The organism is Planctomycetota bacterium (genome assembly GCA_035574235.1).
In the GTDB taxonomy this organism is placed as follows: Bacteria; Planctomycetota; MHYJ01; order MHYJ01; family JACPRB01; genus DATLZA01.
In genome coordinates this window covers 1-15,679 of sequence record DATLZA010000181.1, presented here as the reverse complement: position 1 = coordinate 15,679, position 15,679 = coordinate 1, and the positions used below count along the sequence as shown (strand labels likewise).

The following is a 15,679-nucleotide window of genomic DNA, read 5'->3' as shown; positions in this document are numbered from 1 at the left end:
GTACCCTTTTCCTTCGGTACGCTTGAGCGCCCGGGCGCGGGCTTCATGGTAGTTTTTCCACTTCGAGTATTCCTCGTAGGAGAGGACCTCGCAGCTGATGAAGCCCCGGGCCAGATCCGTGTGAATGCGCGCCGCGGCCTCGAGCGCCGTACCGCCCCGCCGGAGGTGCCAGCCGGTAACGTCCTTGTCACCGGTGGTGCAGAAGGTGATGAGTCCCATTCCTGCGTAGAGCCGCAGGGGAAGCTCCTCGAGGGCGAGCTTCTCGAGGCCGTAGTCCTTCATGAAGGAGGCCCGCTCCGCGGGATCCATCCCGAGGAGCTCCGCCTCCAGGCGCACGGCGCAGGCGGGCATCGGGAAACTCCGGCCGAGATCGCTCTCGGCGACGTTCGCGAGCGCCAGAAGAGGCTTTTTCGAGTAGAAGGCGAAACCGCGCAGCCGCTTCTCGTCCTCCGGGCCGAGCCGGTCGAAGGCGCGGACGTCGCCGCCGGAGACGGCTTCGAGGAGGCCCTCGAGAACCGCCAGCTCCCTCTGAAGTTCCTCGCGGTTGGGCAGCGCGCGCTTCGTGTCCGCCCGGAGCTTTTCGATGCGCTTCTGCATGACGTCGAGGTCGGCCAGGACCAGTTCGCTCCGGAGCGCCTCGAGCTGCCGGGCGGGATCTTCCCCCTCGTACGCCTTGAGCACCGCCAGAAAACCGTCGCACTCCCGGACGGCGGCCAGGCGCCCGGGATTGGCCGTCTTGTCGGGCCCCTCGAGGGCGATCGAAGGCGCGTCCACGATCTCCAGGACGGGGGTTACGAGCTTCTTGTGCGTGCCTTCCCGCTCATGCATGCGGGCCAGGCGCGGATCGACGACCCGGAGGCTGGCGGAGATCGCCTTTCCGGTCGAGGCCACCGCGCGGGCGTATTCGGTCCCGGTGAGGGCCGAGAAGAGGGTCGTTTTACCCGAGGCGGCGGGGCCGACCAGGCCGACGCGGGCGGCGAGGGGGCGTTCGCTCATGCAGGTTTTCGGGCGGGAGGGGCCAGCAGGTAGGAAAGCACGACGCCGACTTCATAAAGAAGGAGGAGAGGGACGGCCACCAGGATCATCGTGATGACGTCCGCCGGGGTGACGACCGCGGCGAAGATCACGTTGGCGATGATCGCCGCCCGGCGCCACTTGTTGTAGGAGGACGGGTGAACCAGGCCGATCTTGGACAGAAAGACCATGATAAGGGGAACCTGGAAGACCCCTCCCAGAATGATGGTCATCAGCATCACGAGGTTCAGGTAGTCCGCGAAAAGATACTGATTGGTGAAGAATTTCGCCCCCATGAAGTTCGCCAGTCCCACCAGACACAGGGGAACTAGGACGACGTATCCGAAGACGCAGCCGCCGCAGAACAGCAGGAACGAGAGGGGGGCGAACCGCACGACCCACTTGCGCTCATGCCGGTAGAGCCCCGCGCTGACGAACGCCCAGAGCTGGTACCCGATCCACGGAGACGACACGAAGAGCGACACGATGAACGCCAGCTTCATGAAGGCCAGCGGCGCCCCGCCGTAGCTTCCCGGCAGAAGCTTGGATTCCGCCTCGGAAAGACCGAGCATTCTCATCGCCTTGAAGTGCGGCTCCACGATGAAGGCGATGAGGGCGTCCTTGAAGATCATGGAGGCCACCAGGGCCGCGCAAAGGAAAATCACGCACTTGAGGAGGCGTTGGCGGAGCTCCTCGATGTGCTCCGCAAAGGTCATCCGGACCTCGGGTTCCTCCTCCACCGGCCGGCGGAGCCGGTTCACCATGTCCGTGGCCATCGAGGGCAATATAACACAGGCCGCGGGCGCGGAGAAGCGTCCGGGGGAGGGAGCCTCTATTTCACGCCCAGGTAGTCGTACAGGATCTTCTCCCGGAGGATCTTGATCCCGTACTCGACGGCGGCCTTGTAGTTGGGGTGGTCTTCGTACCCTTCGGCGACGACGACGTAGTTGGTCTTCTCGTCGACCTTTTCCTGGTAGAAGTCCCCGAACTTCCGGATGAGGGCCGCCGCCTCGTCGTTGGAAAGCTTTCCCGTGAAGCGGCCGGCGAAGGCGATATGGCGCGGCCGGCCGCCCTCGTAGAGCTCGTTATAGATCTTGTCGCCCGCCTTGAGCGGCCAGTCGGGATTGTTCACCCTGAGGATCGCGCAGACGCTGGAGACGTCCTCGCGGACGTCGATCACCTCGATCGTGCCCTTGTCGAGCTTCTGGCCGCCCTTCTCGAGCGAGAAGACCGTGAATTTCGTGCCCTTGAAGAGACGGTCCTTCCGGAGCAGGTTGATGTAACAGATCTGGCGCGCCTCGTTGATCGCGAGGATCACGCCGTCCTCTTCGCGCAGCTCCGCCGCTTCGGCCCTCCGGTGAAGGATCGTGTCGATGCGGCGGGTGAGGTCCGCCTTCACGGCCTCGTGCGCGGCGCGCTTGCGCAGGAAATCGTTTTTGACTTCCGTCGCCTTGTTCTGGGCCTCGCGGGCCTCGCGGTCGAGCACGGCCAGCTCCTCCGCGTGGGTGCGCTCGGCCTGGTTGAGATCCTTGATGATGCGGATGTAGTCCCCGATGTTGCCGGCGGCCGGCTGGTTGGCGGCCGCGCCGCCGTCGAGCTTGCTCTGCTCGGCCTTGTTGGCCTCCTCGGTTTCCCGGCGGATCTGCTTTTCCCGCTCGAGCTCCGCCTTGATCTGGTTTTCGAGCTCGGCGATCCGGTTCTGGAACTCCTTCTCCTTGGCGAGCACCTCCTCGAAGTAGGCGGTCAGGGTGAGATTTTCGCCCCCGCCCGGATCGTCCCAGCGCTTGTAGGGCTTGCTCGTGATCCCGAGGTGCTGGAAGAGACTCTTCTCGCCGGCCGCCTCGCGCTCCTTGCGGGGCTTGACGGCGTCGCTCAGGAAGCTCTTCAGAGCCTCGGCCTGGAGGGGGACGGACTGGAAGCGGTCGGCGGACCCGGTCGGATCGACTTTCCATCCGATGCGGGTCCCGTAGGCCAGGAGCTGATCTTCCAAAGCCCGGTTGATCTGGCGCTGCTCGAGCACCTTCTTGGTCATCGCGGCGATGCTGAAGGGGTTTTCGGGCTTTTTCTCGACGTCGTTGGTCTTCTTGAGCGCCCAGATTCCGACCGCCAGGGCCACGGCGTCGGCGATGACGCACAGGATGATGATCGCCAGGCGCCGCCCGTTTTCCTTCTTGGTGACGAATTCGGCCATGGGCGTCTCCTAATCCCCGAGGAACCTGTAGACGTCCGACGCCTCCGCGATCGGGATCTCCAGGAAGACCGCCTTCCGGTACCCCTCGTAGCTCTTGGGATCCCGCCGCCCCCCCTGCTCCATCTTGCCTTCGGTGAAGATGACGTAATCCACGTCCAGCGTCACGTCCTTGCGCACCTCGCTTCCGATCTCGCGGATGCGGCGGGACGCTTCGTCCACCGAGTACCGCAGCCGGATGGGCTGCTCCTCCCCCACGAACGCCACGACGATCGGGCGCTCCTTGGAGAAAAGCGGATTCACGATGAAGTCGCCGTCGACGACGGGATGAAGCGTGGGGTCGTAGACCTCGATGATCGAGACCTCGCTCGTGTCGCTCCAGACCTTCTTCACCTCGATTTTGGCCTTGTACTCGAACTTGCCCTGGACGCCGCGCTTGCCGACGAGGAACTTGAGGCCCGGCACCACGCGGTCGCGCGACCCGATGTCGATGAAGGCGGTCCGGTTGGGCACGTCCGGCCGGAGGATCTTGCCATGCACGAAGGCGATCTCGTGGGTGATGACCTCCTTGACCTTGAGCTCCTCCAGACGGTCGCGCAGGCGGTTGATCTCGTTCTTGTAGCGGATCTCGTCCTGGGCGTACTTCTGGGTTTCCTCCTGAATTTCAGCCTCCGCCTTGGCCTTCGCTTCGGTCAGCTGGGCCTTGCGGGCGTTGAAGTCGTTGTTCTCGTTGGAGATTTGCGTGTTGAGCCGGCTGATTTCCTGGACGAGCCGGTCGTTTTCCTCCCTCTTGCGCTTCGGGAAGTCGTCCTTGACGGCCTCCCGGTTGCGGGTCTGTTCCTTGGCGATCTCGAGTTCCAGCGCCAGCTGGTCGGCGCGGGTCTTATAGAGGAACGCCCGGGCGGCCGCCAGCCGGGTCAGCTCCTGAAGGGTGGCGTAGACGCGGCTTTCGTCGCGGGCGGACTCGAACCGCCGGGCCACCTCCGGATTCACGGGGGGCCGGGGCCGCCCCTCGAGAGGCGGAGCCAGGGGCACCCGACTGAGGTTTTCGGCGCTGACGTACTCCTGGCGCTTCCGGCGGGCCAGGTCTTCGGCCTCCCGGGAGGGAAGCGTGGCGCCGTCCTCCGGCATCTTGAAGCCCGTGGGTTCGTTGACGCGGGTCATCAGGGACTTGAGCTCGCTTTCCTCGTGGAGGAGCCGGTCATGCTCCTTGCGCAGCGCGGCGGCGGCGCGCTCCTTCTGCCGATACTCGGCGTGCAGGAGGGTGGCCGCCACGACGAGGATCATCGTGATCAGCAGAAGGACGACCACGAGGATCATGGAGATGCCGGCGTCGCGTCGCCTGGGGCGAATCATAATCGCTCTCCGTCGGGCCTGGGTAAGAGCCTTTATTCTAGGGGGCGGCGTCCGGGCGTCAAGAATATCCCGAAAACGCCCCCTCAGGTTAAGACGGATCGGGCGGGGGCGATTCCTGCGCCGCCTTCGCCAAGAAGCCGAGGGGCGGCTTCGCGCGGAGGGTTCGTTTTTCGATTGACACCCGGAGGGCCGGAAAGTACACTTGCGATGGAGTCGACGTCACTCGAGTCCAAAGCCTCTCAAGAGCGGAAATTCCCGAATCGACGGTGAAACGCCTCGTGGTCGGTCTGGCCGGAGGCGTAGGAAGCGGCAAGAGCACGGTCGCCGCGCTCTTTCGGAAATGGGGCGCCCGGGTCGTGGACGCGGACGCCGTGGGGCACCGCGTGCTGGACCGGCCGGGCATCCGCGCGCGCCTGAGGCGCGCCTGGGGAACCGCCATCTTCCGGAACGGACGGGTGGACCGCCGAGCGCTGGCCCGCGAGGCGTTCCGGTCGCGGCGCTCGATAGAGCGGCTCAACCGGATCGTCCACCCGGCGATTCTTCGGGAGATCCGCCGGAGGCTCCGCCGGGCCCGCGGGTGCGTGGTGCTCGACGCCGCGCTCCTTTTCGAGACCGGCGCCGACGTACTGTGCGACCGAATTGTGTTCGTGCGCGCCCCGCGGGACCTGCGCGTCCGGCGGGCGGCATCCCGGGGCTGGAGTCCCGGAGAGCTGACGCGCCGGGAGCGCTTTCAGTGGCCCGTCGCGTATAAGAGTAGGAAGGCCGACTACGTCATCGACAACGCGGGATCCCGATCCCGCACGGAGAGACAGGCCCGAAGGATTTACGAAGAACTTCGCCGTCTGTGCAGGTGAAGCCCACCTTATAGGAGAGTCCCCATGCCCCCGCGCAAAGCGAGAGAGTCGGAAGAAACCCCCGAAGTGAAGGCGGCCGTCAACGGCGGGTCGGCTCCCGAACCGGAGCCCGCCGCCGCGCCGCCTCCCCCGGCCGCGGTCGCCCCCGAGGCGCCCCCTCCCCGGACGGTCCCGGACACCCACGAAAAGTACGAGCGCGTCAAGCGGGAGGAAATCTATCTCTCCAAGCTCCAGGAATGCACCATGGCCGACCTCCTCAAGTTCGCCCGCCAGGAGGGCATCAAGGAGGTCATGGGCCTGAAGAAGCAGGAAATCATCTACAAGATCATCCAGGAGAAGGCCAAGCAGAACGGCCTGCTCTTCGGCGAGGGCGTGCTGGAGGTCCTGCCGGAAGGGTTCGGCTTCCTCCGGTCTCCCAAGTACAACTACCTGCCCTGCCCGGACGACATCTACATCTCGCCCTCCCAGATCCGCCGCTTCGGCATGCGGACCGGAAACGTCATCAGCGGCCAGATCCGGCCGCCCAAGGACGGCGAGAAGTACTTCGCGCTCCTCAAGGTCGAACTCATCAACCACGAAAACCCCGAGGCCGCCCAGGCCCGGATCGCGTTCGAAAACCTCACGCCGCTTCACCCCATCGAACGCATCCGGCTGGAGACCGACCCGGGAGAGCTCTCCATGCGCGTGCTCGACATGATCGCGCCGATCGGCAAGGGCCAGCGCGCCCTCATCGTGGCCCCGCCGCGCACGGGGAAAACCGTCCTGCTCCAGAAGATCGCCAACTCGATCATCCGAAACCATCCGGAGATCTACCTCATCGTGCTGCTCATCGACGAGCGGCCCGAAGAGGTCACCGACTTCAAGCGCAACCTCAAGGGCGAGGCCGAGGTCATCGCCTCCTGCTTCGACGAGCCCCCTTCCCGGCACATCCAGGTGACCGAAATGGTGCTCGAGAAGGCCAAGCGCCTGGTCGAACACAAGAAGGACGTGGTCATCCTGGTGGATTCGATCACCCGCATGACGCGCGCCTACAACACCGAAGCCCCCCACTCGGGCCGCATCCTCTCGGGCGGCATCGACTCGACGGCGTTCCAGGGCCCCAAGCGCTTCTTCGGCGCGGCCCGCAAGATCGAGGAGGGAGGCTCTCTCACGATCATCGGAAGCTGCCTCGTCGATACCGGCTCCCGCATGGACGAGGTCATCTTCGAGGAATTCAAGGGCACCGGCAACAGCGAGCTCCACCTCGTGCGCGAGCTGGCCGACCGCCGGATCTTCCCCTCCTTCGACCTGACCCGGTCGGGCACCCGCCGCGAGGAACTGCTCCTTCACAAGGACGAGATGGCCCGCATCTGGATGCTCCGCAAGGTCCTGGCCGACATGAAGCTCATCGAGGCCATGGAAACCCTCATCGACCGGCTCAAGAAGACCAAGTCGAACGCGGAATTCCTGATGAGCCTGGGCCGCTCCGACTGGTCCTAGCCCGGTTCCCCGAAGGCGCCTTTTTTCTGGACGCCCGGCCTTCCCGGTGTATCCTCGGGCGGTCGATGGGCACCTCCTTCTTCGGACGCCCGCTCGGCCGCGTAGGCGTCGTCGGCTCCGGCCGCATCGGTCCCGACATCGCGCTCTTCTTCGCGCGGACCCTCCTGGGCCGCGACGTCCCGGTCTGCCTGCACGACGTCGCGCCGGAGGCGCTCGAACGCGGCCGCGCGTCGATCGCCCGCAAGCTGCAAAAAGGGGTCGAAACGGGCGCCTTCGCCCCGCCTGAAGCGGAAGCGATCGCGCGCCGCGTGACGTACGCCACGGACCTTGGCGCCCTGGCGGGGTGCGATCTGGTCGTCGAGGCCATCCCGGACCGGCTCGACCTCAAGCGCGCCCTCTTCGCGCGACTCGAAGAAATCGTTCCCCCCGGCGCGATCCTCGCCTCGAACACTTCCCACCGGACCCCGGAAGAGCTCTTCGCGGGACTCCGGCGTCCGGAGCGCGCTCTCGTCCATCACTTCTTCTACCCGGCCGAGCGCAACCCGATCGTCGAAATCGCCGCCACGGAAAAGGCCGCCGAGGCGGCCGAGTGGTCCCGCCGGTTCTATGAAGCCCTGGGCAAGGTCCCCTTGCGCGTCCGCGGGCGCGCGGGCTTCGCCGTCAACCCCATCTTCGAGGGGCTCTTTCTCGCAGGCCTGCTCCTTTCGGAGCGGGAAGGCATCGCCCCGCCCGTCGTGGACGCGATCGCCTGCCGCGTGCTGGGCCTGGGCGCCGGTCCGTTCGCCGTCATGAACCTCACCGGCGGAACCCCCCTCACGCTCGAAGGGCTGCGCCTGTACGGGGAAAAGATCGCCCCGTGGTTTCACGCCCCTCGGGCCCTCGAAGAACAGGCCGCCACCGGCCGCCCGTGGCCCCAGGCCGACAAGGGAGAGACCTTCAGCTACAGCGCCCGGGTCTTCGAAATCGTCGAACGCGAGCTCTCGGGGGCGCTTTTCGCGCTAACCCTCGAGGTGCTCGAAAGCGGCGTCGCGGACCTGGCGGACCTGGAGCCGGGCGTGGAGCTCGGCCTGGCCATGAAGGCCCCCTTCGCCTTCATGAACGAGCTGGGACCGGAGAAGACGCGCGAACGGGTCGAGGCGTTTCTCAAGCACGCTCCCGGTTTTCCCCGCCCTTCGCGGTACGGACCCTGGGACATTCCGTACGTCCTGCGCGAGGATCGGGGCGACGTGGCGGTGCTCACGCTGCGGCGCCCGCGGGTCCTCAACGCCCTCAACCGCGACGTCTTCCGCCAGCTTCGCGCCCACGTCGAGGCGATCGGCCGGGACCCTCGCGTCCGCGGCGCCGTCCTCACCGGCTTCGGCCCCAAGGCCTTCGCCGCGGGGGCGGACGTCTCCATGCTGGCGAACGTGAAGACCCCCGAGGAAGCGAAGACGCTCTCCTGGGAATCGAACGAAGCGCTGCTGCGCCTGGAACGCCTGGGGAAACCCGTCGTCTGCGCCCTGAACGGACTTTCGCTCGGCGGAGGAAGCGAGCTGGCCTACGCGTGCGCCGCCCGGATCGCCCGGCGCGGAGTGACGCCCCTTTTCGGCCAGCCGGAAGTCAAGCTGGGCATCATCCCCGGCGCCGGAGGCACCCAGCGCCTCCCGCGCCTGATCGACTTCGCCGCCGCCTGGAAGCTTCTTCGCACGGGCGGGTCGATCTCTGGCGCGGAGGCGCTCCGCCTGGGCCTGATCCGCGAGGAGGTCGAGCCGGAGGCGCTCCTCGACCGCGCGATCGCGCTGGCCCGCTCGCTTCCCCCGGCTTCTCCCCTCCCGCCCGTCCCTCCCCCCGCGGCGCTGCCGGAGGTCCCCCTCGAAGGACTCTCCCGGAAAGTGGACGAAATTCTCCGGCGGGCCATTCTCGAGGGGGCGCCTCTCCCTCTGGAGGAAGGATTGCGGCGGGAATCGGAGCTCTTCGGAGAGGTTTTCCGCACCCGGGACTGCCGGATCGGACTGGAAAACTTCCTCCGCACCGGCCTCAAGCAGCCGGCGGCGTTCGTCCACGCCTAGCGTCTCTCGAACGGAGACTCCCCCGTCCCGATCGGGGCCCTACCGAACGGCGATCCGGAATCCGACCGTGGTGAAGGCCTGCGAAGGAGGAATGGCGTGACGAAGCGTGGACCGGCAGTGCCGCGCCTCGTTATCCCAGCATCCTCCCCGCAGGACGCGCTCCCGTCCCTGCAAAGGCCCTTGAGGATCGCGGGCGTCGCCTCCATAGGGCCCCCACCAGTCCTGGCACCACTCCCACACGTTGCCGTGCATGTCGTAGAGACCCCAGGGATTCGGACGCTTTCGGCCCACGGGATGCGTCGCCCATCCGGCATTGGCGATGTACCAGCCGTGCCGGTCCATCTCCGCCTCCTCGTCCCCGAAGCTCCACCGCGTCGCGGTGCCCGCCCGGCAGGCATATTCCCACTCCGCTTCCGTCGGCAGACGGACCCAGCGGCCCGACCGGCGCGTCGCCCACTCGCAGAAAGCAACGGCGTCGTTCCAGCTGATCCCCACGACCGGATGATCGTCCGTCTGAAGAAAATTCAGGTTCCGCCAACTCAACCCCTCCGCCCATCCCCATCCTTCCTGCGCCCTGCGGATCCCGAGCCTGCCGACTTTCTCGGTCTCCGTCCCATAGCCGGTCGCCCGCACGAACGCCTCAAAAGCGCCGCGGGTCAGCTCGTATCGAGCCAGTTGAAATTCGCGGGTGAGTTCAACCCGATGAGACGGTCGTTCGTCCCGGGACCAAGGCTCCGGAAGGAGGTCCGCGCTTCCCATCATGAAAACGCCGGGGCGCAGCGTCACCAGCTCCAGCCGCAGTCCGTCGCCGAGATCCAGGATCCGGCCCGCCCGCGGGCGGACTTCGGAACCCAGAGCGGCCAGCTTCCGCTCCGCCGCCGTGCGCGCGGGCCCCGTCAATTGCGGAATCGCGCGCTCCAGCCATTCGGCGGCACGCCCCCGGGCGCGAATCTTATAACTCGGCGTCTCCTTTTCGGCCTGCGCCGCCCACGCTTCCGCCAGAGCCACGCGGCGGGCGGGATCCGTGGGCGCCTCCCGTTCGCCCTCCGCCAGAGCTCTCCAGGCGGGATCCGGGCTTCTCAGAAGCAACGCAAGCCCGCGGACCCATTCCCCCCGCGCCAGACACAGAAACTTGCCCACGGCCGCGCCGGCCGAAGCATCCTCCGGTTTCCTCTCCAGCGTGCGAACGTACGAGCGCACGCCTTCCGCCATCCGGCGCAGGTCGGCGGCCTCGCGGGCCCGCCGCCGCGCCTCCTCCAGCGTCTCCTTGTCCCCCACGCCCCGCGCGAGCGTTTCGGCCCGAGCCGCCAGCCGCAGGGCGGTTTCGTAATCCTCCTCCTCGATCGCCTGATCGGCCACTTCGAGGGCCGCCGCCGCCCAGGAGGCCGCCTCCCCGGCTCGAACCGGCGTCTTCAGAAGGAGCTCCGACTTTTCCTCCAATTCCTTCACCTCGAAGGCCCCCGCCAGAAGATCCAGCGCCTCGAGCGCGGTCCGGACGTCATGGGCCTGAACGGCCAGCGCCCGGGCAAGGCTGAGCAGTCCGTAAAGCTCCGCCTCCGACGTCTCGGAAGCGCGGGCCTTCTCCAGGAGCTTGCGGGCCAGCGCCCCCTTGTCGGCCCCCGTCCGAGCCGCATCGACCGCGAAGCTCCGGCGGAGCGCTTCGGTCACCTCGCGCAGCCGGCCCGATTCCGGGATCGGACGTTTCCGCCGTGCCGGTCCGGCCGAGGCAACGCCCGCCGGAGGGGCCTCCGGAGGGGACGCGGCCGGAGCCGCCGCAGGACGCTCCACGGGATCCGGGGCCGCCGGGACCGGAGCCGGGGGCGGGGCGGGAACGCCCGCCTTCGGCGCGGGTTCGACCGCCGGAGGGGCGGGCGGAGGAGGCGGCGACGATTCGGGCGGCCGCGGAGACTCGCCCTCGTTCTTCGGGACCCTTGGCCGGTCCGGGAGGACGGCGACCCCGTCAGGCTTCCGCGGAGCCTCCTCGGAACGCGCCTCGGCCGGCAAAGGGGGCCGCGAAACCTCCGCTGCAGGAGCCTGCTCCGGAGAAGCCGGCGCCTGCAGAGCCGGCGTTTCCGGACGGGAGGGAGCGCGCGATACGGGATCCGGCGCACTTCGGCGGCCGAACGCCCCGATCGCCAGGATCGCCGCCGCGACCGCCGCCGCGCCGAAAGCGATGGGGACCCGAAACCGGGAGCCCTTCCGAACGGAAGCGGCGGGCCGGGCCGCCGACTCGTGCCGGAGCCGGGCCCGGAAGCGCCGGCGGAGTTCTCCCGGCAGAGGCATTCCGACCGCGCTCCGCGTCGCCTCGACGGCGCGGCTGACCGGCTCGGCTCCCTCCAGCACACGCTCCAAATCCGCGATCAGCTCCCCGCCGTCGCGGTACCGGTCCTCGGGGCTTTTGGCCATCATCTTGCGCAGGACGTGCACGACCCCTTCGGGAATGCCGTCCCGGACATCGCGAGGGTCGGGAACCTGCTGATTCAGGTGCTGGCCGAGAAGCTCGACGGCCGAGCTTCCCCGAAACGGCGTCTGGCCCGTGACGAGATGGTAGTACGTCGCCCCCAGACTGTAGATGTCCGCGCGGCCGTCGATGTTCTTATCGCCGCGCGCCTGCTCGGGAGCCATGTAGTGCGGCGTCCCGAGCGCCATGCCGGTCACCGTGAGAAAGGTCTGCGCCTCGGCGATGTTCTTCGAGAGCCCCATGTCGAGGATCTTGGCGGTGCCGTCCTTCGACACGATGATGTTGTCCGGCTTGACGTCGCGATGCACGAAACCTCGACCGTGCGCGTAGTGCAGCCCCCGGGCGACCTGGAGAATGAGGCGCGTGGCCTCCAGGGGCGGAAGCGCGCCCTCCCGCTTGAGACGCGTTCCGACGGTTTCCCCTTCGACGAACTCCATGACATAGTAGTGGTAGCCCCGGTCCACGCCGCTCTCGTGCGCGCGGACGATGTTCGGATGATCGAGCGTGCGGGCCGAATCGACCTCCCGGCGAAAGCGCCGCACCATCTCCTCATCCTGGGCGGCGGCCTTGGGCAGGACCTTGACCGCCACCCTGCCGCCGGTCCGGGAATCTTCCGCCAGATAGACCTCGCCCATGCCGCCTTCTCCCAGCTTGCGAAGCAAGCGGTAGGGCCCCAGGCGGGAGCTCGACTCGCGTTGCGCATGAAGCTTTTTTTCCGCCTTCTCGAGCTGCGAAGGGCTGAGGAGCCCCTTCTCGACGAGGATCTCCCCGAGGGTCCGGGGGTGTCCTTCGGAAGCGCGCTCCGCCCGAAGGCGCATCGCTTCCCGAAGCTCGGCTTCGGTGACGAAACCGGCTTTGAGCAGATGCTGCGCCAGAGCCTCGTCGGAAGCGCGCTCCGCCATGCTCCTTATCCCCCCGGTTCCGAGAATAGAGCACGCGGAAAGGACCGTCAAGCGCGGAAGAAGATGGTGGACCTGATGGGATTCGAACCCACGACCTCGGCAATGCGAGTGCCGCGCTCTCCCAACTGAGCTACAGGCCCACGTCGGACGTGCGCGCTGGATTAAACCACAGTCGGCCGTCCCGGTCAAACACTTGCGCCGCTATCGCCGGCGCTCGGGAGGCCACGCCATCGGAGGAATCCGAACCTCGCCGTCGATCTCCTCCGCCGTGAAAGGGCGCCGCTCCCGCAACCCCTCCCCCGCCCGGTACACTTCCAGCGTCACCGCCGGCCGTTCCCCCGTCGTGTCGGCCTCGGCCACGGCGTAGAGCTTTCCCTCCGCGTGACACAGGATCATTTCGGGCGCCTCCTTCGGCCGGGCATTGGAGCTCCCGAGGGGTCCGGAGGTGAACTCGAGGAACCGGCCCTGAATCTGGTACGCCGCCGTGAAATGACGGTCGCCGGACAGAAAAATCACGCCGCGGATCCCGCGATCGCGGATGAATCCGAAGATCTCGTCGCGCTCCCGGAGAAAGCTCGACCAGCCGTCCGGCTGCGTATGCGTCTGCCATTCGCTGCCGCAGGCCACGAACTTGAGCGACGCGCGCGAGGCCGCCAGCCCGCGCTTGAGCCATTCCTTCTGGCGGGCGCCGAGCATCGTCTTGGTTCCGTCGTCGGGCGCCCGATTCGGCGTCCGGTGAGTGCGGCTGTCCAGCATGAAGAAATCCGCGTCCCCCCACGAAAACGAGAAATAGACCCCCGGATCGTCCTCCTGGCCGTAGGCGGGATTCGCCCAGAACTCCCGGAACGTGCGCAGGGAATCCTCCTTCCCGGGCGCCGTGCCGTCGCTGTTGTTGGGGCCGTAATCGTGGTCGTCCCAAATACCGTAGGTCGGCGTGCGCGCGGCGATCTCCCGGAAACCGGCCGGCCGCCGGTGATCCCAGTAGGAGGCGCGCTGAAGGGCCGGATCCGTGGAGTCCGCGTAGTGATTGTCGCCGAGCATAAGCAGCAGATCGAAGGAGGTCCTGGCCGCCATGTCCCCCCAGCAGGCCGCGGCGTCCGCTCCCTTCGCGCCCACGCAGGAGCCGAAGGCGAACCGGAAACGCCCCCGCATCCCGGGCCGCGGCGCCGTCACGAAGGACGGGTACGGAGGAGCCGTCGCGGCGCGACCGTCCAGGAACACCGCGTAGAAGTACCGCGTCGCGGGCTCCAGCTCCGTGACGCGCACGTGCCCGGCGAAATCCGTGTCGGGGCCGAGCGGAATCCCGCCGGTCAGGCGGCCGTCGGCCAGATCCGGCCGCCTTCCGTATCGCACCGCGAGCCGGGACGGCCCCGAAGCCTTCACCCAGAGGAGCGCCTCGTCGGATCCCGTGTGTCCCACCATCGGCCCGAGCTCCACGTACGGATCCCCGGCGGCCAGAACCGCCGCCAGCCACCATGCCCGCATGGGCTCCTCCTTCCCACCGACCCGCGCAATCCTGGAATCCCCCGGCGGGCCGTGCTATCCTCTTGCCCCCATATGAAGAAGATCCGCGTTTCCGGCGTTCTCGTAGACCTCCTCGGCGACGAGATGACGCGCGTGCTGTGGCAGTGGATCAAGGAACGGCTGCTTTTTCCCTTCCTCGAGCTGAACCTCAAGACCTACGATCTCTCCATTCAGAACCGGGACGCCACCGACGACCGTGTCACCGTCGAGGCCGCCCACGCCATCCGGGAACACAAAGTCGGCGTCAAGTGCGCCACGATCACCCCGGACGAGGCGCGCGTCAAGGAATTCAAGCTCAAGAAGATGTGGAAGTCCCCCAACGGGACGATCCGCAACATCCTCGGGGGAACCATCTTCCGCGCTCCCATCGTCTGCCGCAATGTGCCGCGGCTGGTGCCCGCCTGGACCCGGCCCATCGTCGTCGCGCGCCACGCCCACGCCGACCAGTACAAGGCCCAGGACGTCCGCCTGCCCGGCCCCGGAACGCTCAAGCTCGTCTGGGAAGGCCGCGACGGCCGGCGAGAAGAGTGGGCCGTTCACGAGTTCTCCGGCCCCGGCATCGGTCTGGGCATGTTCAATACGGACGAGTCGATCGCCGACTTCGCGCGCTCCTGCTTTCAATACGCCCTCCTGGCGGGACTGCCGGTGTACCTGTCCACCAAGAACACCATCCTTAAGACCTACGACGGCCGCTTCAAGGACGTCTTCCAGGAGATCTACGACCGCGAGTTCGCCGCGAAGTTCAAGGAGCGCGGCCTTGCCTACGAACACCGGCTCATCGACGACATGGTGGCCCAGGTCCTCAAGTGGGAAGGCGGCTTCCTCTGGGCCTGCAAGAATTACGACGGCGACGTCCAGTCCGACATGATCGCCCAGGGCTTCGGCTCGCTCGGGATGATGACGTCGGTGCTCCTGTGCCCGGACGGCGTCACGATGGAAGCCGAAGCCGCCCACGGCACGGTGACCAAGCATTACCGCGACTACGTCGCCGGCAAGGTCACCAGCACCAATCCCATCGCCTCCATTTTCGCCTGGACCCGCGCCATCGCCCACCGGGCCAAGCTCGACGGAACCCCCGAGCCGGCCCGCTTCGCGCGCCTCCTCGAAGAGGTCTGCGTCCAGACGGTCGAGTCCGGAACGATGACCAAGGATCTGGCGCGGTCCGTGTACGGCACGCTGGAACCCCCGCCCGACCGGTGGCTCCCCACCGAACCTTTCCTCGATCTTCTGGCCGAAAACCTTCGGCGCCGCTGGGAATCATGAAGGATCGGGTTCCGGTTGCGGAAGGCCGCCGGGCCCGGTAAAATATCACGGATCGCACATCCGGGGGCAGCAGGGACGGAGCATTCATGAGCAGCGTTCAGGAACCGTACGAGCAGGAAGTCCAGGAAGAGGCGGCCGGAGTCGACGTCGACCCCCAGGAAACCTCCGAGTGGGTCGAGGCGCTCGAACAGCTCCGCGTCTACCACGGCCCCGACCGGGTGCGCTATCTGCTGCGTGTCCTCCACGAGCAGTCCTCCCGCGCCGGAATCGATCTGCCGGAAGTCGTTCAGACCCCCTACGTCAACACCATCCCCCGGTCCGAAGAGCCCCCCTTCCCCGGCGACGAACGCATCGAAAAACGCCTGCGCGCCATCATCCGCTGGAACGCCGCCGTCATGGTCCACCGCGCCAACAAGCACGTGGACGGCATCGGCGGCCACATCTCGACTTACGCCTCCGCCTGCACGCTCTACGAGGTGGGATTCAACCACTTCTTCCGCGGCCGCGAGGACGGAGCCCCCGGGGACCAGGTCTACTTCCAGGGCCACGCCTCCCCCGGCATCTACGCCCGCGCCTTCCTGGAAGGCTTC

11 protein-coding genes and 1 tRNA gene are annotated in these 15,679 nt (G+C 67.3%); 5 read left to right on the top strand and 7 right to left on the bottom strand.

Annotation, left to right across the window (positions count from 1 at the left end):
- From VNO22_17035 to VNO22_17020, 4 genes are all read right to left on the bottom strand, one after another.
- Positions 1 to 996 (bottom strand): DUF933 domain-containing protein (locus tag VNO22_17035; GenBank protein ID HXG63079.1); only part of this gene is annotated, 996 nt, incomplete at its 3' end.
- A complete protein-coding gene (gene tatC / locus VNO22_17030) occupies positions 993 to 1,790 on the bottom strand; it encodes a twin-arginine translocase subunit TatC (GenBank protein HXG63078.1) in 798 nt (265 codons plus the stop codon). The genes VNO22_17035 and tatC, both read right to left, overlap by 4 nt.
- Before the next feature lie 56 nt (positions 1,791 to 1,846).
- Positions 1,847 to 3,205, bottom strand: coding sequence for a BRCT domain-containing protein (locus tag VNO22_17025; GenBank protein ID HXG63077.1), 1,359 nt, complete (start codon positions 3,203 to 3,205; stop codon positions 1,847 to 1,849).
- A 9-nt stretch (positions 3,206 to 3,214) separates the two neighbouring features.
- Complete coding sequence (locus tag VNO22_17020) at positions 3,215 to 4,558, bottom strand: hypothetical protein (protein HXG63076.1); 1,344 nt, start codon at positions 4,556 to 4,558, stop codon at positions 3,215 to 3,217.
- Positions 4,559 to 4,824: 266 nt separating this feature from the next.
- Here VNO22_17020 and coaE point away from each other — a divergent pair, with 266 nt between their 5' ends.
- The 3 genes from coaE (at position 4,825) to VNO22_17005 (ending at position 8,939) form a co-directional block, all read left to right on the top strand.
- Positions 4,825 to 5,412, top strand: a complete 588-nt coding sequence (gene coaE / locus VNO22_17015; protein ID HXG63075.1) for a dephospho-CoA kinase — start codon at positions 4,825 to 4,827, stop codon at positions 5,410 to 5,412.
- A 24-nt stretch (positions 5,413 to 5,436) separates the two neighbouring features.
- Positions 5,437 to 6,891: a transcription termination factor Rho gene (gene rho / locus VNO22_17010; protein HXG63074.1), complete on the top strand. Its 1,455-nt coding sequence runs from the start codon at positions 5,437 to 5,439 to the stop codon at positions 6,889 to 6,891.
- Positions 6,892 to 6,956: 65 nt separating this feature from the next.
- The gene (locus tag VNO22_17005; protein ID HXG63073.1) at positions 6,957 to 8,939 is read left to right on the top strand and encodes an enoyl-CoA hydratase-related protein; all 1,983 of its coding nucleotides are present in this window, start codon (positions 6,957 to 6,959) and stop codon (positions 8,937 to 8,939) included.
- A gap of 39 nt (positions 8,940 to 8,978) precedes the next feature.
- Here VNO22_17005 and VNO22_17000 read toward each other — a convergent pair whose 3' ends face one another.
- The 3 genes from VNO22_17000 to VNO22_16990 form a co-directional block, all read right to left on the bottom strand.
- Positions 8,979 to 12,302 (bottom strand): SUMF1/EgtB/PvdO family nonheme iron enzyme, encoded by a 3,324-nt coding sequence (locus VNO22_17000; GenBank protein HXG63072.1) that lies wholly within the window; start codon positions 12,300 to 12,302, stop codon positions 8,979 to 8,981.
- A gap of 64 nt (positions 12,303 to 12,366) precedes the next feature.
- A tRNA-Ala gene (locus VNO22_16995) sits at positions 12,367 to 12,442 on the bottom strand.
- A gap of 61 nt (positions 12,443 to 12,503) precedes the next feature.
- Positions 12,504 to 13,787: an alkaline phosphatase D family protein gene (locus VNO22_16990; protein ID HXG63071.1), complete on the bottom strand. Its 1,284-nt coding sequence runs from the start codon at positions 13,785 to 13,787 to the stop codon at positions 12,504 to 12,506.
- A 72-nt stretch (positions 13,788 to 13,859) separates the two neighbouring features.
- Between VNO22_16990 and VNO22_16985 the strand changes: the two genes are divergently transcribed.
- Entirely contained in the window at positions 13,860 to 15,089 is a 1,230-nt protein-coding gene (locus VNO22_16985; protein ID HXG63070.1) for an NADP-dependent isocitrate dehydrogenase, read from the top strand.
- A gap of 86 nt (positions 15,090 to 15,175) precedes the next feature.
- Positions 15,176 to 15,679, top strand: a 504-nt coding sequence (locus VNO22_16980; GenBank protein HXG63069.1) for a pyruvate dehydrogenase (acetyl-transferring), homodimeric type, incomplete at its 3' end; no start/stop codon positions are given.